Below are 20390 nucleotides of genomic sequence, written 5' to 3'. Positions count from 1 at the left end.
GTCTGTTAAAATGTGAGCGTGGATTCTACCACAAGCAAAAACTAAATAATCACCTGTGAGTGATGATTTTTTCTTTGATCAAGGATTAATCTTATCGCGTATTGTGAGATACTGAAAAAATAATTAGGTAACAAAACGAGATAGCATGGAAAACATTGAAGTCCGAGGCGCCCGTACGCACAATTTAAAAGACATCAGCCTAACCATTCCCCGTGATAAGCTGATAGTTATCACTGGCCTATCTGGTTCAGGAAAATCGTCTTTAGCGTTTGATACGCTTTATGCAGAAGGGCAACGTCGTTATGTTGAATCACTCTCTGCATATGCAAGGCAGTTCTTATCGCTGATGGAAAAACCCGATGTGGATCACATCGAAGGTTTATCGCCTGCAATCTCTATTGAGCAAAAATCAACCTCGCATAACCCGCGCTCAACAGTCGGAACCATCACCGAAATTTACGATTACCTACGTTTATTATTTGCCCGTGTAGGTGAGCCACGCTGTCCTACTCACGACTTACCGCTTGCAGCACAAACTATCAGCCAAATGGTCGATACGGTTTTAGCCCTACCAGAAGGTAGCAAGCTAATGCTATTAGCACCAGTTGTGAAAGACCGAAAAGGTGAACATGTTAAGCTGCTTGAGCAACTTGCAAGCCAAGGCTTTATTCGTGCCCGTATTGATGGCGAGGTTTGTGACTTATCAGATCCACCAACCCTTGAGCTTCATAAAAAGCACACTATCGAAGTTGTGGTTGATCGCTTTAAAGTAAAAGATGGCCAACAACAGCGTTTAGCTGAATCATTCGAAACGGCGCTTGAGCTTTCAAGCGGTATAGCTCATGTAGCGGCAATGGATGACTCTCTTAGCGAAGACATGCTGTTTTCAGCTAACTTTGCTTGTCCAACCTGTGGCTATGCAATGGGCGAGCTTGAACCGCGTTTATTCTCGTTTAATAACCCAGCAGGTGCATGCCAAAGCTGTGATGGTTTAGGTGTACGTCAGTATTTTGATCCAAACCGTGTAGTGCAAAACCCAGAGCTAAGCTTGTCGGGCGGCGCAATTAAAGGATGGGACAAACGCAGCTTTTATTATTTCCAAATGCTGCAAGCAGTTGCGGAGCATTACAAGTTTGATTTAGAAGCGCCGTTTCAAAATCTGAGTAAAGAAGCACAAAAAGTTATTCTTGAAGGTTCAGGCAAAACTAAAATTGCCTTTAACTATCGTAACGACCGTGGCGATTTAATTACGCGTAACCACGAGTTTGAAGGCGTTTTAAATAATATGAACCGCCGCTACCGCGAAACAGAATCAAACTCGGTGCGCGAAGAGCTGGCTAAATACCAAACGAGCCAAGCGTGTCCAAGCTGTCATGGCTCTCGATTACGCGAAGAAGCTCGCCATGTATTTATTGGCCAAACCAATCTACCTGCCATCACCACAATGAGTATTGGTGAAAGCATGGCATTTTTTGATAGCTTAAGCCTAACTGGTCAGCGTGCCCAAATTGCCGATAAAATCCTCAAAGAAATTCGCGACCGTTTATCTTTCTTAATTAATGTAGGCCTTAATTACTTATCACTTGAGCGAAGCGCTGACACCCTCTCAGGTGGTGAAGCTCAGCGTATTCGTTTAGCAAGCCAAATTGGTGCAGGCCTTGTTGGTGTTATGTACGTACTGGATGAACCATCAATTGGTTTGCACCAACGCGATAACGACCGCCTACTAAAAACCCTTATTCACTTACGTGATTTAGGCAATACCGTCATTGTGGTTGAGCATGACGAAGATGCCATTCGCGCTGCCGATCATATTATCGATATCGGCCCGGGTGCTGGTGTTCATGGCGGCCATGTTATTGCACAAGGTACCCATGACGATATTCTAGCAAGTAAAGATTCTATCACCGGTCAGTATCTCTCTGGTGAAAAGAAAATCGAAGTACCGGCGGCTCGCCATCAAACCAACGACAAATGGCTTGAGCTATTTGGTGCCACAGGTAACAACTTAAAGAACGTTGATTTACGTATTCCATTTGGCTTAATGACCTGTATCACAGGTGTATCGGGCTCAGGTAAATCGACACTTATCAACGACACTTTATTTAAGCTGGCTCACACCGAGTTAAATGGCGCAACGACTGCTGAAGCGGCCCCGTATAAGTCAATCAAGGGTCTAGATCATTTTGATAAAGTGATTGATATTGACCAAAGCCCTATTGGCCGTACTCCGCGCTCAAACCCTGCCACTTACACCGGTATTTTTACTGGTATTCGTGAGCTATTTGCAGGCACTCAAGAAGCCCGTTCGCGTGGCTATAAAGTCGGTCGCTTTAGCTTTAACGTTAAAGGTGGCCGTTGTGAGGCTTGCCAAGGCGATGGGGTGATCAAGGTAGAAATGCACTTTTTACCTGATGTGTATGTACCTTGTGATGTGTGTAAAGGTCAGCGCTACAATCGCGAAACCCTCGAAGTACAGTACAAAGGTAAAAACATTCACCAAGTACTCGAAATGACCGTTGAAGATGCCCGTGACTATTTTGATAAAATTCCGGCCATTGCACGTAAACTGCAAACTTTAATGGATGTTGGCTTGTCGTATATTCGCTTAGGTCAAGCTGCTACTACCCTCTCGGGTGGTGAAGCACAGCGTGTGAAACTGGCTCGCGAACTTTCAAAACGCGATACCGGTAAAACCTTATATATCCTCGATGAACCAACTACGGGTTTACACTTTGCTGATATTCAGCAATTATTAGTAGTACTTCACCGCTTACGCGATCACGGTAATACCATTGTTGTTATTGAGCATAACCTTGATGTGATCAAAACTGCAGACTGGATTGTCGATTTAGGCCCTGAAGGTGGCTCTGGCGGTGGTGAAATTTTAATTTCTGGTACACCTGAAGACGTCGCTGACTGTGAGCGTTCACACACAGGAAGGTACTTAAAACCACTACTATAAAAAGGATATTGCGTGCGTAGGTATTTAAAAATTGCAAAATGGCGCGCTAATAAACAGTTTCAACAACAGCAACGTAGCTGGCAGCCTCATAAAACGATGCTGGTTGAACGATTACAAGCCATTTGGTTTAACTTAAGTACCGCACAAAAGCTCTATCTTTTAGCATTAAGCAGCCTGATTGTTCTGCAATCGGGCTGGTTAAGTGCCACCATCACCATTATTGCGCTTGTTATTGAATTTTGGCCCAAGTTTAACCAACTTTGGCACTCGCTTGCCGGCAAAGCACTGATTTTAATCTTCTATGCCAGTATCGCTAATTTTGTGTTGGCCGGTGCGAGCGGCATAGTTAATGATGTAACTCATGTCTCAGCTAGTCACTTTAATTACACCCACAACTTTGCCACCCTTTTATATTTACCACCTTGGGCAATGGGAATAACCCTAGGTACTTTATTGTTATTTCAACTTTTTTTACCCTTCTATATCTTTGTTTTATTGCTAATAAAACCCTTTGGCTCTGAGCGAGTTAAGTTTATTAGTCAAAGCTATTCACCACTGTTAACTGCCATCGTGCGCTTTGTCTTAGCATCAGTGGTCTTTATTAACCTAATTTCGTTTCTTGATGACAAACCACCTGAAGAAGTGCTCGACAACATGGTTAGCACCTTTTTAGATAGCAAAGTCATTGCTAAAGAATCAGGTGAAGAGCAGCAAAAAGCAGTCGAACAACTCGGTGAAAAGCTCGAGCAACAACTTCCTGGTAATGAAGAAAGCTTTGCTCCAAGCCAAGACGTTAATATAGAAGGTGACAGCGAAACCGCCGAAAACTTACGTCAGTTTCTAGATACCAAAGGTTATTTTGAGCGCAGCAAACGCTTAATTGCCATGTTTGCTTACAGCTTTGAGGCCGATAGTTATTCGCGCTGTTTAAAGGCTGAAAACAGTAAAGCTGTTGAGCTGAATGATTACGAAATAGTGCAAGTAACCCCTGATCACAATGCTGAATATGGCTATCGATTTGAAGTCATTGCGTGTGACTCGCCAGGCGTTACCCCTGTTGCAAAGTAACGCAGTAATCCTCTTTTATTAATGAGGCTTGCTGCGCTTCTGCCAGCCAGTGAAAGAATAATAGCCCTCGATAAAGCAAACCCTCAAAAATAATATGCTTTAAAACCTTATTTCGGCCCATAAGGATTGGACTTAAACCATTGAAATTAATTTAATTAAATTTTCAAAACCTTATAAATAAATCGCTTAGAACTAGATAAGCGACTCTATCCGAATTCCTCGCTATTGTAGTTTCCATCAACGGGCTACCAACCACTTTTGCCTCGTTGATAAAACCAATCAACCAATTAAGGGAATTACATTATGAGCAATTCAATTTTAAAAATGATGCCACTACTAGCAGTCGCTGCACTCGTTATTACTGCACCGAATACTTTACTAAATAATCAAGGTGCTCAAAAACTAGATCAACAGTTAGAGACATCTATAGCCGCCTCTATTGAGCAAATGAACAATAAAATTGATCACCAAATTGAACAACAGCTCAATAACTAACAGCTAGTTTGCCCAGCATGCTGGGCAAACCTCATCAATTAACAGGCTAAAATAATGAAAACATTAACTCGATACTTGCTCATCTCATTCATTGCTACATCAGGCTTATTAGCAAGTAGTTTTAGCATCGCTAAAAGTGCCATTTGGCAGGTAAGTAAAGGTGATGAATATATTTATCTTGCTGGTTCAATTCATATTTTACCTTCTAAAGAGCTGCCACTTCCCACTGAATTTAATCAGGCTTATAAACTGATAGATACCTTAGTGCTTGAAGCCGATGTACCTGCACCAAGCGATAGCTCGGCACAACTAACCCTGCTTAAAGCTCTTAGCTATCAAGCAGGTGAAACCTTAAGTAGCAAACTGACAGAAAAAGTTAAACAACAATTAAACTTACAGCTTAATAGCTATGGCATGCATCTCTATGAACTGGATAGCTTTCGACCTTTTATGGTGAGCTTGCTAATCTTGTCGTTAGAGTTACAAAAACAGCAGCTCTTAGGTGAAGGCGTCGATAGCTATCTTGCGAAACAGGCCAAACAAGATAATAAAAAAATAGCTTACCTTGAAACCTTAGCTTTCCAGTTAAATTTGTTTAAACAATTAGGCAATGAAGATGAGAATGCCTTTATAGAATCACTATTGGCACAAGTTTCTGACTTCCAGCAACTGTATGTTGAAATGCTCGATGCATGGCGAAATGGCGATATGCAAGCAATGGCTAAGCTTACTACCCTACCACTAAAACAACGTGATCCCCTTACTTATGAAATGTTAATTAAGCAACGTAATTTAACCTGGCTTAGTAAGATAGAGCACTATTTTACTAATCATCAAAAAGAGCTGGTGCTCGTTGGTGCAGCCCACTTGGCTGGTGAAGATAGCTTGTTAGGCCTATTAAAAAATAAAGGCTATGCAATTAAACAGTTGAACACAGATGAGGAATAAAAAAATGGAAAAAACAGACAAAACTGCTGCCGCGCTGATGTGTTTTTTTACTGTTTTAATTGTGCTGAGTTTTTAATGGATAAAAAAATACCGCTGTTAAGCGGTATTTTTATTTCAATTATTTGTTGCAAGCTTACGGGCGAGGAATAAAACCTACCGCATCGTACACAGCTTTTAATGTTTTTTCAGCGCGAATACTCGCCTTTTCAGCACCTGATTTCATAATGCTATCAAGTAGTGATTGATCTTCACGGATCTCTTTAAAGCGCGCTTGAATTGGCTCAATCATATTAACAACCGCTGCTGCAGTGTCTTTTTTCAGGTGACCATACATTTTGTCTTCGTATTCAGGAACTAAGTCTTCGATTGAGCGCTTAGTTGCAACTGATAATAAAGTAAGTAGGTTAGATACACCTGGTTTTTCGTCACGATCAAAGTAAATACGTGCTTGTTCGTCTGAATCGGTTACTGCTTTTTTCAGTTTCTTTTCAATCTTCTTCGGCTCATCCAATAACATGATGTAACCGTTTGGATTTTCATCTGACTTAGACATTTTCTTCAGCGGATCTTGTAAGCTCATTACACGTGCGCCGAACTCAGGAATATACGGCTCAGGTAGTTTGAACACGTCACCGTATAGGTTGTTAAAACGTGTTGCGATATCACGTGTTAATTCAAGGTGTTGCTTTTGATCTTCACCCACTGGCACTTGATCCGCTTGGTATAACAAGATATCTGCCGCTTGCAGCACTGGGTAAGAGAATAAGCCAACATTCACGTTATTCGCATGTTTAGATGACTTATCTTTAAACTGCGTCATACGATTAAGCTCACCCATTTGCGCGTAACAGTTTAATACCCAGCTCAGCTGTGCATGTTCTGGCACTTGAGATTGCACGAATAACGCAGCTTTCTCTGGGTCGATACCGCATGCAGCATATAGCGCAATCCCGTCCAGCACGCGCGAGCGTAATTGCTCTGGATCTTGGCGAACTGTAATGGCGTGCAAATCTACTAACATAAAGAAACTTTCGTGGTCTTCCTGTAGCTTAAGCCACTGGTTAATAGCGCCAACATAGTTGCCTATTGTCATACCACCGGTTGGCTGAATGCCACTTAACACTACTGGTTTACTCATGATGTTCCTTTATATTTTTACTAAACTAAAAAGACGAATTTAAAATGCACTTACCTTTGGGTAAGAACGGGTATTATATCTAAGAAATTCTCGCAGAGGTACTCTGGATTGAAATCAGCGAGGTTTTCACCTTGGTTATAGCCATAACCCAGTGCAACAACGTCAACATTTGCAGCTTTTGCTGCCAAAATATCACTTTTTGAGTCGCCGATCATAACCGCTTTTTCAGGGCTGACATCAAGTTGCTGACAAGCATATTGCAATGGCTCAGGTGATGGTTTTTTTGCCATATCATCGCCACAGACAATAAACTGGAAATGACTGGTCAATGAGAGTTTATCAAGTAGCTTTTCGGTAAAACGGCGTGCCTTATTGGTGATCACCACCTTAGGAACACCAGCAAGTGCAGCAAGCCCCGTTTCAACATGTTGATAAAGCGCACTATAGTCACCCACAACCTGGTCATAGTGCTGATAAAACAAATTAATAGCACGCTCTGCAAGGGCTTCATCCAAATGCTCGCTTACTTGCATGTCACCGCTCAAAGCACGCTTAACTAAGGTTTCAATACCATTGCCGACCCAGCTTTCTACTAGCTTTTGTGAAACAACCGGAAACGCTAAGTCGGTTAAAGTCAGGTTCATCGCAATGTATAAATCATAAACGCTATCGACCAAGGTGCCATCTAAATCGAAAAATGCCGCATCGTATTTCATTATTTAACCTTCGCAAGTTCGCTGCGCATCGCATCGATGACCGCTTTGTAATCTGGTTGATTAAAAATTGCAGAGCCTGATACAAACATATCAGCGCCCGCTTCTGCTATTTCGGCAATGTTATCAACACCGACACCACCATCAACTTCTAAACGAATATTGCGACCTGAAGCATCAATAATTTTACGTGCTTGGCGGAGCTTTTCGAGAGTATGTGGAATAAAACTTTGGCCACCAAAGCCAGGGTTAACCGACATTAATAGCACTACATCAACTTTATCAAGCACATGTTCAAGGTAACTTAAACTTGTTGCAGGATTAAACACTAATCCAGCTTGGCAGCCGTTATCTTTAATTAATTGCAAAGTGCGGTCTATATGCTCACTGGCTTCTGGGTGAAAACTGATAATCGACGCCCCTGCTTCAGCAAAATCAGGAATAATGCGGTCAACTGGCTTTACCATCAGATGTACATCAATTGGTGCTGTGATGCCGTAATCTCGCAGCGCTTTACAAATCATTGGTCCAAATGTGAGGTTAGGCACGTAATGGTTATCCATTACATCAAAATGTATAACGTCAGCACCACTTGCAAGAACACGATCGACATCGTCACCTAAGCGAGCAAAGTCAGCCGATAAAATTGAAGGGGCTATTAAATACTTTTGTAAGGTTTCTAACATGAGTGATCCAATAATAATTTGCTACGCTAAAGGAGCGCTTAATGTAACCTAATCGCTTACTGATTAAAACAGTACGACACAGGGTAAATACTTAGCTAAATAGTAGAAAGCCTTTAAGATCATTCGAATATAAGAACTATTAACTAGCTGACCTGCTACCTAAACCGATTAAACATGTCAAAAGCACCAAAAAACAAAACAAAAATTAAACATAAAATTAACTTTAACGCGCTAATTTTATTAATTTTTTAATCAATTCAGCATGAATTAAGTTTGTTATTTGAGCAATTATTAGGTATGCTTGTTTAAATAACACAAACAAGGGTTATTCTCATGCGTGCTTTTAAAATAGGGATCTTAATCGCGTCCGCACTTACTGTTGCTACGTTTGTATCTTTTTCATCTGCCGATGAAGACGAGTTTTTAGCAACGGCGTCTGGTTGCTCATGCAATACGCTAAACGCATCATCATCTTCTGCTCAATGTATGAAAGCAGAACAAGAAACTGGATGGTTTTCTTGGTTGACTGGTGACAGCCGTAGCGCACAATTCCACTACCTCGATTTACTTGAGCTTTTAACAAGTAGCGAAGAGTCAAAGAACGTTAGTAGCTTAAGCTCAAAATTCTAATTAGATGAGCAGCTTTATTAGTGCATTACAAAGTGTCTTTGCGGCATTTTTTGGTGTGCAGTCAGAGCAAAAACGTCAAGCAGACTTCAAAGAGCATTCACCACTGGCCATCATTGTGATTGCAGTCATTTTGTTTATTATTTTTATTGCTGCTATTTATTTCGCGGTTTCTTTGGTGCTAAATACATAGCCATCAATTCATTCACTTTATTTCGTGAACCACCCTTAGGGCTTATTGTCCGCTTCACCTTAATCTCATCAAGTGATGCTTGGCTGTAGATTTTACGAGTCCACACTGTATCGTGATTAGAAATAAGTACGGGCGTATTATTTTCGAATGCAGCCTGCTCAGCTAAATTAGCCAAGTTAGCTTGGTCATCTAAATTAAAACCGCCTTTAGCGTAGGAAGTAAACGACGCCGTTTTACTGAGTGGTACATAGGGTGGATCACAATACACTACTGCGTTTTCAGGAATAAGCTTAAACACTTCGTCATAACCTAAGCAGGTAAAAGTTGCTTGTTGCGCTTTTTCAGCAAAGAAATTCATTTCTTTCTCTGGAAAGTATGGGCGCTTATATTTTCCAAAAGGAACATTAAAAATCCCTTTTAGGTTATAACGACATAGGCCGTTGTACCCATGACGGTTCATGTATAAGAACAAAATTGCACGTTCATATACATCACTGCTTTGATTAAATTGAACACGGTATTCGTAGTAAGCTTCTGGGTGATTATTTAGCTCAACAAATAACTTTTTTGCATCGCTAATAAATTCATCCGGCGTGCGTTTAAGCTCTGTGTACAGGTTGATCAAATCAGCATTGATATCATTTAAAATATAATGCTTAAAGTCAGTATTGAGGAATACAGAGCCAGCGCCAACAAAAGGTTCAACTAAAGTATCAGCATCCAAACTCGCTTGTTTTAAGCGGGCATGAATATCTTCAACTAGGCTGTATTTTCCACCTGCCCATTTAAGGAAGGCTCTGGTCTTTTGCTGCATCTGCTCTTAACTTCAATTCGATATTGCGCGATTCTACACTAATCAGTTTTAATTTACTGATCCTGTGAAGCAATTTCTTGCTTAATTTTACTTATTTTTTTATAAAAAGGCTGATTTTTACGCACTTTATTCGGTAGTGTCGATAACGCATTTTTCGCGTCGTTTAAGGTGGCATAGCTACCATAAGTTACAATCCACCACACTTTGCCACCTCGCAAAGTTTGATACGTATTAACTTGCCCTTCTAATGAGTTCTCTGTAATAAACTTATCAGTGATTTCTTTTTTAGTAACAGCTAACAGCTGTATTACAAAATGCTCGTCTGGCTCTGCTAAATACCATGCATTTGCACTCACTGTCGGCGCTTTTTCAACTGTTTCTGTACTAACTGCCTCAATATCAGCTGGAGGAGGATTTAAGGCGTCGTCAGTCAATACTGCGGCAATTTCTTCGCTACTTGGTTTGGCCTGTTGCTCTTCAGGTTTTGCACTAGCAAGACTATCAACAATTGCAGCAATATTATTTTCATGGCTTACTGCTGGAGCTTCTGACTGTTGAACTGTCACAGTATTATTATCAAGCTCTACTGACGCACTGCTCGGCTCTGATAGCGTTTCATCGCTGTTCTGTTGAGCCGCAGTAACCTTTTCTGCTGGGAGAGCCGTAGCAATAGTGGCACTCTCCTCTTGTTGATAATGTGCTTTCCACCATTGGGTCATATCTGCTTTGTACAAAAAGCCAATAATTAATAACATAGTTGTTATTAACAACAGGGTTAAATACAACGGTTTGTAGCTCTTTTCTGTGGGGCGAATATCTGCAGTTTGTTGATCTGGTTGCCATGCAAGTAATAATGCAGGATTACCATGAGCTTCTTGCAAAAAGGTTCGAAAAACAGGATCTTCTTCTACCGGAAGGCTATCGAAAAACCAACGCATCAACTGCTTACTTTCACTAAGATTAAGTGCCTCTAGGTGAATTTCAACAGCTTGTGTGAATTGCCCAACAGACTGAGATGCTATCAAAATATATAAGGTACTTGGGCTTTTTTTTGCCAGTATCTCGAGTTGATGAACCATTTCCTCAGATAAATGACGCCCGCCATCAATCACCCACAAGCAATCACCACAAGGTTGCTGCTTATACAGGTTATAAAAGTTTTCTGATAACGTTTGGGTATGATCGATAAGTGGGTTACTAAAGCTTTGTTCGAGTAGCTCTGTAAGCAGCTGTTGATCTGTCATTTTGCCAGACAATTGTACAAATGCTTTGTTAAACTCAGCGTACTTATCAGTGATGAATGTTTCTAGTAAGTAACTTTTACCTAGCCCTGAAGGGCCAAGTAAGCAAATTAAATTCTGCCCATATTCAAACTGCAGAGCGATTCGATCAACTAGCGCAGCACGGCTAGGCAATATTTGCGATTGCATTAGCGCGCTATTAAATCACAAACCTGCTGATCGGTAACATCGCTTACCAGCGCGCACTGACCAAATTGGGTAGGAAGAATAAACCGGATCGTGCCTTTCTTGTTTTTCTTATCTTTACGCATATGCGTTAAAAACTGCTCGCTAGTCATTTCAGCTGGAATATCAACAGGTAAATCGTAATGAGCAATCAATTGCACTATGCGCTCAACTTCAGCTGCAGTTAAATCACCGCGAGTTTGCGCTAAACGTGCTGCTAACACCATGCCAGCAGCAACAGCTTCGCCGTGTAACCAATTACCATAGCCCATTTGCGCTTCAATAGCGTGACCAAAAGTATGACCCAGGTTTAATAACGCACGCAAACCTGCTTCTTTTTCATCTTGCGCAACAATCAAGGCTTTGATTTCACAGCAACGATAAATAACATGCTGTAATGTTTGCTCATCGAGTGATTTAAGATTAGCGATATTTTGCTCTAAATAAGCAAATAGTTCTGTGTCATAGATTAAACCGTACTTGATCACTTCAGCCATGCCTGCTGCGAACTCTCGCTCAGGTAAAGTATGTAGTGATTGGGTATCGATAAAAACGGCTTGCGGTTGGTAAAACGCACCAATCATGTTTTTGCCAAGCGGATGATTAACAGCGGTTTTACCACCAACTGATGAATCAACTTGTGATAGCAAGGTAGTAGGCACTTGAATAAAAGGCACACCGCGCTGATAACAGGCAGCAACAAAACCGGTTAAGTCGCCCACAACACCACCACCTAATGCAATAAGGCAGGTGTCACGACCACAATTATGTTCGAGTAAGAATGCCGAAATTTTCTCAAACCACTCTAGTGACTTATATTGTTCACCATCAGGTATAGAAAAAGATAACGGGTTAAGATCAGCCAATGACGCCATTACATCATCAAGGTATAGAGGTGCAATGGTGTCGTTGGTGATAATGATAGGTCGACAATCGCCAATGTGTTCGCGTAATCGACCTGTGTCTTTAAGAGCAGATTGACCAATATAAATAGGATAACTTCGCTCGTCCAAATTAACAGTTAATTCAAGCATCGCTAGTTTCCTTTTTTAATTATTGGTTTTAAAAATCTAATTTCTCAATGATTTGATTAGCAACAACTTTAGCGCTTTGCTCATCAGTGCGGACAACAAAATCAGCCACTTCTTTGTATAACGGTTCGCGTTCTTCAGCTAAGCGCTCTAATACATCACGCGGTGCTTCTTCTGTTTGCAATAATGGGCGACGCTTGTCGCGCTGCGTGCGTGCAACTTGCTTTTCGATAGGTGTCTCTAGGTATACAACAATACCGCGAGCAGAAAGCTTATTACGTACTTCTTTACTGATCACAGAGCCACCACCTGTTGCAAGTACAATACCTTGCATCTCAGTTAGGTCTGAAATAACAGTTTCTTCACGAAGTCGGAAGCCCTCTTCACCCTCAAGGTCGAACACCCAAGCAATATCTGCTCCTGTGCGTCGCTCGATCTCTTGATCTGAATCGAAAAATTCAAGGTGTAATTGGTCAGCAATGTGACGACCAATTGTGCTTTTGCCAGCCCCCATAGGGCCCACTAGAAATATATTACGTTTCTCAGCCATATCTTTTTAGTACAAACGAACTCTAAAATTTGAAATAAAACCCCGCCTAACGACCTGGCCCCAAAATTAAGGAGGGGATTATCTCAGTAATTGCTTGGGTATTTCAAGTCAATTAGCATAAAAAGCCATATAACGAGCAATTAAACATGCTAATTGCTCGTTGCTTAAGAAAAAATCACTTAATCCAATTGAATTTTTGGTGTTACAAAGATTAACAGCTCTTTCTTTTCATTAAACTCACTGGTGCTTTTGAATAAGGTTCCTAAATATGGAATGTCTCCAAGTACAGGAACTTTCTTCGTTGAGTTAACGATTTGCTGTTGGAAGATACCACCAAGAACAACTGTTTGGCCATTCTCTACTAACACTTGTGTTTGGATTTCTTGAGTATTAATCGCCACCGCTGAACCCGTTGGTGTTTGCACCGTATCACCGCGTGTATCTTGTGTGATAACTAGGTCTAAAATCACCTTATTGTCAGGCGTAATGTGTGGCGTTACTTCTAAACTTAATACCGCTTTTTTAAAGGTAACCGTTGTTGCACCACTTGATGCAGCTTCAACATAAGGAATTTCGGTACCTTGCTCAATACGTGCTTTTTGTTGGTTAGCCGTAGTGATACGCGGACTTGCGATGATCTCACCTCGGTTTTCCTCTTCTAAAGCACTGAGCTCTAAATCTAAAATGGTGCCGTTAGCTAATTTGGCAACTTGTACACCAATACTTCCCGCTGGGCTTGAAATTGGTAAGTTTACATTTAATCGGTCAGCTAAACTTGGGATGTTATTGTAAGAGCCAGCACCAAACATGCCTCCGGCGCCTTCAAGAGTCCCAGAGATAGCACCGTCACTGCCGACATCGCTTATGCCCCAACGTACGCCTAAGTCTTCTTGCACGTTATCATTCACAGTAACCATACGTGATTCAATCACCACTTGCTTTACTGGAATATCAAGGGTTTCAACCATACGGCGAACACTATCAATACTTTTAGAAGTATCTTTAATTAATAATGTGTTAGTACGTTTATCAACCGAAACACTGCCTCGTGAAGAAATAATGCTGTTGGTATCGGTTTTTAATAAATCAGCAAACTCTTCAGCTTTGGCATAATTAAGGCGAATATATTCACTGTATAAAGGCTCTAAATCTTCGACTTGCTGTTTAGCTTTGAGCTCTTTGGCTTCACGCGCTGCCAGTTCTTCAGATGGTGCAACCATCAAAATAGAACCATCCATGCGTTTATCCAAACCTTTAATTTTAAGCACAACATCCAAAGCCTGATCCCAAGGAACACCTTCTAGACGAAGCGTAATATTGCCTGTTACAGAGTCGCTTGTTACTAAGTTAAACTCGTTATAGCCCGCAATAATCTGTAGCACAGAGCGAATTGGAATATCTTGGAAGTTAAGGCTCATAGGACGACCTTGATATTCAATACCGCCGTCTAGGTATGCACGTTGAGTATCGTCTTTTTCAACTGTTAAGGTAAAGATGTTCTCTATTTGTTGGTGAGTAAATTTAAACGCAGCATTTGGCTCTACCACTATACGAGTCATTGTTCCTTCTTTGAATGTCTCGATTTTGCTTACAACGGTACCAAAGTCAATAACGTCTAGTTCATACAGAAGCTCGTCTAAAATATCCGTATGATGGAATTCTGCAATAATTTTACCACCGCTTTCATGTACATCAATCGCAGCTTGAGTACCTTGTAAAAACACCAATAAGCAAGCTTCATCTTTTTCAGTACGACGAAAATCAATGGATTGTACAGTATTTATAAAGTTACTTGAGGCTGATAATGGATCAGTCGATTCATCACTGGCAATTGGGTTATCTGAAACATGCAGCGTGTAAACATTATCTTTAGCTGTTGTTTTATAAATTTTCAATTTATCCAACATAACAACAACTTTTAAACCGTCCGTTGTCATTGTGCTAGTGACTTGCTGAATACCTGCTTGGTTTATATTTACAGTCTGAACTTCTTTATCAACACCGACATCGTCAAATAACATTTCTATCCGAGCTGGTGCGTTATAAACCTGAACTTTAGGCTCAAATGTAAGGGCTTCATCAAAGACTAGCTGCAGCTGCGTTTCATCCTTCATGATTGGATTGTAACGCACATCATAAAGTACAGGTGCAGCGACTACCGACTGCGCTACCAGTAAGGTTAATGCAGCGAACATGTATTTTCGCATGTGCTTTAACCAAGCCATTCCTTTATGCATTTTATTTTTACCTTTTATATGATTAATCTGCACCATTTGTACCTGCCTCTAACATTTCTAGCTTGGTCAGGCGCTCTTTCCAGCAACCAGCCCCATCAGGGATTAATTCTAATAATTCAATGTAGTTGTCATGCACTTCTTTAATCTCACCATGATACAAACCAAGATAATTACCTACTGTGACACGATAAAGTGTATCGTCTGCCGCTTTAATCAATGCCCAGCTATTATCAGCTTGACCGATAGTCCCTTTCATTAATAAATTTTCAAGCGGGTACTTCTCTAGAGGCTGGCGAACTCGGCTAGGATCTGGATGTAAGCAGTTTTTAACTTGTACTAAGTTGTTTTGAATAATTTCAGGTCTTGGTGCAACAAATGGGCTACGCAACTTACTGGCACTGTATTCAAAATATTCAAACTTTGCGATCTGAGGAATAGGCTCTACTTTTGGTGTAGTGCTTGCCTTTACCTGATCGATAAATTCTTTTTGCTCTGATGTATCATCGTTACATGCACTCAGTGCAAAAGTCATAATAATAACTAACGGAAGCCTTCTCATCATTTCTGAGTGCCTCCTTCATAACGATAGGTTTTAGCAACAACACTAAAAGTAAGTTCACCATCATCAAGGGTTTGAATAGTAAAGTCATGCAAACTTACGATACGCGGTAATTGTGCAACTTTACCAACAAACTCACCAAACTCATGATATGAGCCCACAACTTCTATCTTAATTGGCAGCTCAGTGTAAAACTCTTTTTCTATCTCTGGTAACCAGCCAATTTTTAAAAACGTTAAACCACTTGTCGTGCCAACATAAGACAAATCGTCAAGTAAACCTGGTGTTTCATTAGAGGTGGGTAAGCGCTTTAATAGTTGCGAAAACTTATCTTCCATCTCAATCATTTGCTGGCGATATAAGTCTAGGTTACTCGCAACAGCATATTTAGCTTTGTAAGTATTTCTCAGCTCTGTCTCTTTGGCTACTGAACTGTGATAATTAGCTATTTCATCAGACACTAGCAAGCTATAACTAAAATAAAGCACGATTGCAGCAACAAAAGTACAACACATTACTTTTACAGCAATGGGCCAATCGCCCATATTTTCGAGCTCTATTTCGTTCCAATCTATTTCAGTTAACGATTTGATATCAAGGTTCATTGCGTACCTCACCTATTTTATCAAATGGTTTAACATAAAAATCCATATTAAAGTCACTTAGTAACCTCGACGTTTGCTCACCAGCCACAATACCTTGCATAACAGGTCGCTCTAGAAGATAAGAGCCCTGAACTTGGCGCAACATAGTCGATAGTCGATTATTAGATTCACTACGTCCCGATACATGTATGCGGTCATCACGACGTTCTAGCTTAGTTAAATAAACACCTGAAGGCACAATCTTCGCAACCTCATCCATAATTTGTGTACCAAGATTTCGATTGCTTTGTAGCTCCTCAATTAAGCGCATTCGCTGTTGCAGGTTTTCTTTCTTTTTATCCAATTCGTTGATTTCACGTATGCGTTGATCAAGTAGTGCAATTTCGTTGCTTAAAAAGTTATTTTTTACATTTTGTCCTTCACGCAATCCCGAATAGAAAGAACTCAACATATACATACTTAAAAAACTCACTACAACAACAGCGAACAGCAAAGTAACAAATTTATTTTGCGATTCTTTTCGTTTTTGTTCGCGCCAAGGCAGTAGATTTATATGTGGCATGATGAAAAGCTCCTCAACGCCAATCCTGTGGCTATCGCGAACTGTGTTCTATGACGCTGTAAAATATTACGGTCTACCTTTGGAGCAATTTCTATATTTGCAAAGGGTTCAGCAACCACTGTATGTATCCCTAACTCTTCAATTAACAATCGGTCTAAGCCTTCAATCATGGCTGTGCCACCGGTTAAAACAATATAATCGACTTGGTCTTTACCGCTCGTCGTTAAGAACATTTGTACTGCACGTCTTACTTGTTGTAGCAGCGAAGTCTGAAAAGGTGCAAGTACTTCAAACGTATAATTAGGAGGTAAGTCGCCTGTGGTTTTACCTATTTCTGCTTCATCGAAGCTTTTGTTGTAATAAGCGACAATACTGTTTGTGTATTGGTCGCCACCAAAAACCTGATCCCGAGTGTAAATAGTCTCACCGGCTTGAACCACACTCACAAGCATTAGCACTGCACCAATATCTACAATTGCCACACACTTATCATAGGCATCGCTAGGCAATTGTTGGTAGTACACATCTAACGAACGGCTCAACGCGTAGCTTTCAACATCAACTACTTTAGCAGTTAGATTTGCAGCTTCTAATACACCAATGCGAGCCTCAACACTTTCTGTGCGTGCTGCAGATAAAAGTACATTAACTTTGCTCGGATCGGCTTCATTAATGGCGAGCTTTTCAAAGTCTATGTTCACTTCGTCGAGTGGGTATGGAATTAAGCTGTCTGCTTCAATGGCTATTTGCGATTCTAATTCAGCATCAGTTAATGATACATCCATGAAAATAACCTTTGTGATCACAGTTTGCCCAGACACTGCAACGGCGGCACTTTGGACTGTTTTAGGCAATTTTCGTTTTAATTTAGCAACAACGTTGCCGATAGCTTCAATGTCTTGAATTGAGCGTTCAGACATAGCCCCTTTTGGCATAGGTTCAATAGCTAATGCCTCAAGCCGCAAACCTGCGTCTGTCTCTTGCAACAACACTGCTTTAATGCAGTGAGATCCGATGTCGATCCCTACCATCATAGATGAAGGCTTTTTTAATAGCTGACTTAGCATGATTGCAACTTTGCCTTTGTTTTAATAATAAACAAGTTATAATTTTTATCTGAAAAAATATTATTCATTTTTTAATCAATATATACTAGCAGTCTCCGATTCTAATTGGGAGTCCATTTAGGGAAAATATAAGTGATTTTATTAAAACGAACTTTACAATTTTTTATCATTTGCTCATTCTTAGGGCTAATCACTTTAGTTGGTCTATACTATTACGTTAAACCTGACATTCCTAGCGTACAGGTTTTAAAAGACGTTCAATTACAGACACCTATGCAAGTTTTTTCACGCGATGGTTTATTGATTAATCAATTTGGTGAAAAACGCCGCATTCCCGTCACAATAGATCAAATCCCCCAACCGTTAATCGATGCGATTTTAGCGACCGAAGACAATCGTTTTTACGAACACATTGGTATAGACCCAATTGGTATCGTTCGGTCAGCCATTGTACTCATATCTACAGGTGAAAAGAAACAAGGCGCAAGTACCATAACTATGCAGCTTGCCCGTAACTTTTTCTTAACCCGAGAAAAGGCTTATATCCGTAAAGTCAAAGAGATATTCATCGCATTGCATATTGAAAGTATATTAACTAAAGATGAAATACTCGAATTATATTTAAATAAAATTGAATTGGGGAATCGTGCTTTTGGTATTGGTGCAGCAGCCCAAGTTTATTATGGCAAAGAATTAAATGAACTTACGTTAGCCCAAATGGCAATGATTGCTGGTTTACCTAAAGCTCCTTCTGCACTAAACCCAATTCGTAACCCTGTGAGAGCCAAGGCACGTCGTAATGTGGTACTTGGTCGTATGCTAACTGAAAAATATATTAGTCAGTCAGAGTATCAAGACGCCGTTAACGCGCCTATTACGGCAAAATTCCACGGTGCTGAAATTGAAGTATATGCGCCTTATATTTCTGAGATGGTTCGCGCCGAAATGGTTGAGCGTTATGGCCATGAACGAGCTTATAATACAGGCTTCAAGGTTTACACCAGTGTAGATTCAAATATCCAACAGGCGGCACAAGATGCGCTTGTAAACAACTTACATGCCTACGATATGCGCCATGGCTATAGAGGAGCAACCGCTCATTTATGGGATAGTGAAACCGACACGCCATTAACTCGAGACGCGATTTTAAACAAACTTAAAGATGTAAAAGAGTTTGGCCCTTTATTAGCTGGTGTTGTCACTCAAGTAGCTGAGCAATCAATCTCTGTTTTATTAAAAAGTGGCGAACAAGTTAATGTTGAATGGGATGGTTTAAAGTGGGCTCGTAAATATATTACGCGCTACCGCCAAAGTTTTGCACCAGAAACAGCTGGCGACATTCTCACAGCAGGCGCTCAAATTTGGTTACGTAAAAATCCAGACAATAGCTATATATTAAGCCAAATACCTGAAGCATCGAGTGCATTAGTTTCGCTTGATCCGCAAGATGGTCGAATTAAAGCCATTGTAGGTGGTTACAGCTTTGAACAAAGCCAATACAACCGTGCAGTGCAAGCAAAACGCCAAGTGGGTTCAAACATTAAACCATTCATTTATTCAGCAGCTCTTGAGAATGGTTATACACTCGCTTCTATTTTGAATGATGCACCTATTAATCAGTGGGATAAAAGCCAAGGCGTTGCATGGCGACCTAAAAACAGCCCAGCTGTTTATAATGGCCCTATTCGTATTCGCAGAGCACTGGCACAATCAAAAAACGTAATTTCTGTTCGTTTACTGCGTGGTGTTGGCCTAGAGCGCACTGCAGATCACTTGCTTAAGTTTGGCTTTTTAAATAGTGATATTAATCGCAGTGAGTCGTTAGCCCTTGGTAGCGCCTCGATTACCCCGCTTGAACTTGCACGCGGTATGAGCGCTTTTGCAAACGGTGGCCACCTAATTAAGCCTTATTTTATTACTGAAATCCAAGATTCAGCAGGCAATACATTATTTAAGGCAAATCCTCAATTGGCTTGTGATAGCCCAAAACCGGCTGCCACTGTTGAGCTTGCAGCGCGCGATTCGAGCCAACTTAGCATCACTGAAACAGAGCAAACACCAGTCCAGCGTTGTGCCCCGCGTATTATTTCTAAGCAAAATGCATTCTTAATCTCGCAAGCTATGCACAGCGCCATTTGGGGCGGCGGTAGTTGGAGTCATAAAACAGGCTGGAGTGGTACCGGTTGGCGTGCTCAAGCTTTAGACCGACGCGACCTAGCTGGTAAAACAGGTACCACTAATGATTCTGTTGATACTTGGTTCAGTGGTTTTAATCGCAATGTACTAACCTCCGTATGGGTAGGTTTTGACAATCCTGGCATTACACTTGGCCGTAGTGCTAGAAATAAAAACTTAGATAATTCACAAATTTCTGGGGCTGAGTCAGGTGCAAAAACCGCACAACCAGCGTGGGTCGACTTTATGCGCGCAGCGCTTGACGGTATGCCAGAAGCTCCTATTGAACTTCCTGAAGGCTTAGTCTCGGTTCGTATTGATTTAGCAACGGGCTTATTGAGCCACAAAAATGATTATACCAGCCGCTTCGAATACTTTATTAAAGGCACTGCACCTACAAAGTATGTTACAGAAGAGCCAACAGATGTATTTGAAGAAAAACTGAGTACAGAAGAAGAACTGTTCTAATTACTATATTAGTTTTAGACAAT

General features: G+C 40.8%; 19 protein-coding genes. 7 read left to right on the top strand and 12 right to left on the bottom strand.

Annotated elements, in window-relative coordinates; genetic code table 11:
• Positions 1-145 precede the first annotated feature (145 nt).
• The 4 genes from uvrA (at position 146) to ACSFVZ_RS00435 (ending at position 5476) form a co-directional block, all read left to right on the top strand.
• A complete protein-coding gene (gene uvrA, locus ACSFVZ_RS00450; protein ID WP_138557070.1) occupies positions 146-2965 on the top strand; it encodes an excinuclease ABC subunit UvrA in 2820 nt (939 codons plus the stop codon).
• A gap of 12 nt (positions 2966-2977) precedes the next feature.
• Positions 2978-4033: a hypothetical protein gene (locus ACSFVZ_RS00445; protein WP_435557898.1), complete on the top strand. Its 1056-nt coding sequence runs from the start codon at positions 2978-2980 to the stop codon at positions 4031-4033.
• 303 nt (positions 4034-4336) lie between these two features.
• Positions 4337-4528, top strand: a complete 192-nt coding sequence (locus ACSFVZ_RS00440; protein WP_135922734.1) for a hypothetical protein — start codon at positions 4337-4339, stop codon at positions 4526-4528.
• Between the two features lie 54 nt (positions 4529-4582).
• Positions 4583-5476 carry a TraB/GumN family protein gene (locus ACSFVZ_RS00435; protein ID WP_435557897.1) on the top strand — a complete coding sequence of 298 codons (894 nt, stop codon included), beginning with the start codon at positions 4583-4585 and terminating at the stop codon, positions 5474-5476.
• 133 nt (positions 5477-5609) lie between these two features.
• On the opposite strand, the gene trpS is transcribed toward ACSFVZ_RS00435, so the two are convergent.
• Genes trpS through rpe form a run of 3 tightly spaced genes read right to left on the bottom strand, consistent with a single transcriptional unit; the run spans position 5610 to position 8013 of the window.
• A complete protein-coding gene (trpS, locus tag ACSFVZ_RS00430; RefSeq protein WP_063699907.1) occupies positions 5610-6614 on the bottom strand; it encodes a tryptophan--tRNA ligase in 1005 nt (334 codons plus the stop codon).
• Between the two features lie 50 nt (positions 6615-6664).
• Positions 6665-7330, bottom strand: a complete 666-nt coding sequence (locus ACSFVZ_RS00425) for a phosphoglycolate phosphatase (RefSeq protein WP_435557896.1) — start codon at positions 7328-7330, stop codon at positions 6665-6667.
• Complete coding sequence (gene rpe / locus ACSFVZ_RS00420; protein WP_435557895.1) at positions 7330-8013, bottom strand: ribulose-phosphate 3-epimerase; 684 nt, start codon at positions 8011-8013, stop codon at positions 7330-7332. The genes ACSFVZ_RS00425 and rpe overlap by 1 nt, the downstream gene beginning before the upstream one ends.
• Before the next feature lie 333 nt (positions 8014-8346).
• On the opposite strand from rpe, the gene ACSFVZ_RS00415 reads away from it, so the two are divergent.
• Together ACSFVZ_RS00415 and ACSFVZ_RS00410 are read left to right on the top strand one after the other, a co-directional pair.
• The gene (locus tag ACSFVZ_RS00415; RefSeq protein ID WP_135922738.1) at positions 8347-8643 is read left to right on the top strand and encodes a hypothetical protein; all 297 of its coding nucleotides are present in this window, start codon (positions 8347-8349) and stop codon (positions 8641-8643) included.
• Positions 8644-8647: 4 nt separating this feature from the next.
• Positions 8648-8833, top strand: a complete 186-nt coding sequence (locus ACSFVZ_RS00410; RefSeq protein WP_135922739.1) for a DUF2970 domain-containing protein — start codon at positions 8648-8650, stop codon at positions 8831-8833.
• On the opposite strand, the gene ACSFVZ_RS00405 is transcribed toward ACSFVZ_RS00410, so the two are convergent.
• The 9 genes from ACSFVZ_RS00405 to ACSFVZ_RS00365 form a co-directional block, all read right to left on the bottom strand.
• A complete protein-coding gene (locus ACSFVZ_RS00405; protein WP_138557075.1) occupies positions 8796-9647 on the bottom strand; it encodes a Dam family site-specific DNA-(adenine-N6)-methyltransferase in 852 nt (283 codons plus the stop codon). The two genes, ACSFVZ_RS00410 and ACSFVZ_RS00405, sit on opposite strands and share 38 nt — an antisense overlap.
• A gap of 53 nt (positions 9648-9700) precedes the next feature.
• Positions 9701-11077 (bottom strand): AAA family ATPase, encoded by a 1377-nt coding sequence (locus ACSFVZ_RS00400; protein WP_435557894.1) that lies wholly within the window; start codon positions 11075-11077, stop codon positions 9701-9703.
• Positions 11077-12147 (bottom strand): 3-dehydroquinate synthase, encoded by a 1071-nt coding sequence (gene aroB / locus ACSFVZ_RS00395; protein WP_135922742.1) that lies wholly within the window; start codon positions 12145-12147, stop codon positions 11077-11079. The genes ACSFVZ_RS00400 and aroB overlap by 1 nt, the downstream gene beginning before the upstream one ends.
• A gap of 28 nt (positions 12148-12175) precedes the next feature.
• A complete protein-coding gene (gene aroK / locus ACSFVZ_RS00390; RefSeq protein ID WP_036973192.1) occupies positions 12176-12694 on the bottom strand; it encodes a shikimate kinase AroK in 519 nt (172 codons plus the stop codon).
• Positions 12695-12873: 179 nt separating this feature from the next.
• Positions 12874-14901 (bottom strand): type IV pilus secretin PilQ, encoded by a 2028-nt coding sequence (locus ACSFVZ_RS00385; protein WP_435557986.1) that lies wholly within the window; start codon positions 14899-14901, stop codon positions 12874-12876.
• Positions 14902-14953: 52 nt separating this feature from the next.
• Positions 14954-15490 (bottom strand): pilus assembly protein PilP, encoded by a 537-nt coding sequence (locus ACSFVZ_RS00380; RefSeq protein WP_199527377.1) that lies wholly within the window; start codon positions 15488-15490, stop codon positions 14954-14956.
• Positions 15490-16095: a type IV pilus inner membrane component PilO gene (locus tag ACSFVZ_RS00375; protein ID WP_135922744.1), complete on the bottom strand. Its 606-nt coding sequence runs from the start codon at positions 16093-16095 to the stop codon at positions 15490-15492. Before ACSFVZ_RS00375 ends, ACSFVZ_RS00380 begins: the two co-directional genes overlap by 1 nt.
• Positions 16085-16657, bottom strand: coding sequence for a PilN domain-containing protein (locus ACSFVZ_RS00370; RefSeq protein WP_135922745.1), 573 nt, complete (start codon positions 16655-16657; stop codon positions 16085-16087). The genes ACSFVZ_RS00375 and ACSFVZ_RS00370 overlap by 11 nt, the downstream gene beginning before the upstream one ends.
• Complete coding sequence (locus ACSFVZ_RS00365; RefSeq protein WP_135922746.1) at positions 16645-17724, bottom strand: pilus assembly protein PilM; 1080 nt, start codon at positions 17722-17724, stop codon at positions 16645-16647. Before ACSFVZ_RS00365 ends, ACSFVZ_RS00370 begins: the two co-directional genes overlap by 13 nt.
• Before the next feature lie 132 nt (positions 17725-17856).
• Here ACSFVZ_RS00365 and ACSFVZ_RS00360 point away from each other — a divergent pair, with 132 nt between their 5' ends.
• Entirely contained in the window at positions 17857-20367 is a 2511-nt protein-coding gene (locus ACSFVZ_RS00360; protein WP_138557077.1) for a penicillin-binding protein 1A, read from the top strand.
• The last annotated feature ends 23 nt before the right edge of the window (positions 20368-20390 follow it).

The sequence above is a fragment of the Pseudoalteromonas nanhaiensis genome (assembly GCF_051235485.1).
GTDB lineage: Bacteria > Pseudomonadota > Gammaproteobacteria > Enterobacterales > Alteromonadaceae > Pseudoalteromonas > Pseudoalteromonas lipolytica_C.
This window is presented reverse-complemented; position numbering and strand designations above follow the sequence as displayed.

Coding starts and splice junctions, on each gene's coding strand:
- ACSFVZ_RS00405 (WP_138557075.1), bottom strand. CDS start 9,647: ATGCAGCAAAAGACCAGAGCCTTCCTTAAATGGGCAGGTGGAAAATAC.
- ACSFVZ_RS00400 (WP_435557894.1), bottom strand. CDS start 11,077: ATGCAATCGCAAATATTGCCTAGCCGTGCTGCGCTAGTTGATCGAATC.
- ACSFVZ_RS00375 (WP_135922744.1), bottom strand. CDS start 16,095: ATGAACCTTGATATCAAATCGTTAACTGAAATAGATTGGAACGAAATA.
- ACSFVZ_RS00365 (WP_135922746.1), bottom strand. CDS start 17,724: ATGCTAAGTCAGCTATTAAAAAAGCCTTCATCTATGATGGTAGGGATC.
- ACSFVZ_RS00415 (WP_135922738.1), top strand. CDS start 8,347: ATGCGTGCTTTTAAAATAGGGATCTTAATCGCGTCCGCACTTACTGTT.
- rpe (WP_435557895.1), bottom strand. CDS start 8,013: ATGTTAGAAACCTTACAAAAGTATTTAATAGCCCCTTCAATTTTATCG.
- ACSFVZ_RS00370 (WP_135922745.1), bottom strand. CDS start 16,657: ATGCCACATATAAATCTACTGCCTTGGCGCGAACAAAAACGAAAAGAA.
- aroB (WP_135922742.1), bottom strand. CDS start 12,147: ATGCTTGAATTAACTGTTAATTTGGACGAGCGAAGTTATCCTATTTAT.
- uvrA (WP_138557070.1), top strand. CDS start 146: ATGGAAAACATTGAAGTCCGAGGCGCCCGTACGCACAATTTAAAAGAC.
- ACSFVZ_RS00410 (WP_135922739.1), top strand. CDS start 8,648: ATGAGCAGCTTTATTAGTGCATTACAAAGTGTCTTTGCGGCATTTTTT.
- aroK (WP_036973192.1), bottom strand. CDS start 12,694: ATGGCTGAGAAACGTAATATATTTCTAGTGGGCCCTATGGGGGCTGGC.
- ACSFVZ_RS00385 (WP_435557986.1), bottom strand. CDS start 14,901: ATGCGAAAATACATGTTCGCTGCATTAACCTTACTGGTAGCGCAGTCG.
- ACSFVZ_RS00435 (WP_435557897.1), top strand. CDS start 4,583: ATGAAAACATTAACTCGATACTTGCTCATCTCATTCATTGCTACATCA.
- ACSFVZ_RS00425 (WP_435557896.1), bottom strand. CDS start 7,330: ATGAAATACGATGCGGCATTTTTCGATTTAGATGGCACCTTGGTCGAT.
- ACSFVZ_RS00440 (WP_135922734.1), top strand. CDS start 4,337: ATGAGCAATTCAATTTTAAAAATGATGCCACTACTAGCAGTCGCTGCA.
- trpS (WP_063699907.1), bottom strand. CDS start 6,614: ATGAGTAAACCAGTAGTGTTAAGTGGCATTCAGCCAACCGGTGGTATG.
- ACSFVZ_RS00380 (WP_199527377.1), bottom strand. CDS start 15,490: ATGAGAAGGCTTCCGTTAGTTATTATTATGACTTTTGCACTGAGTGCA.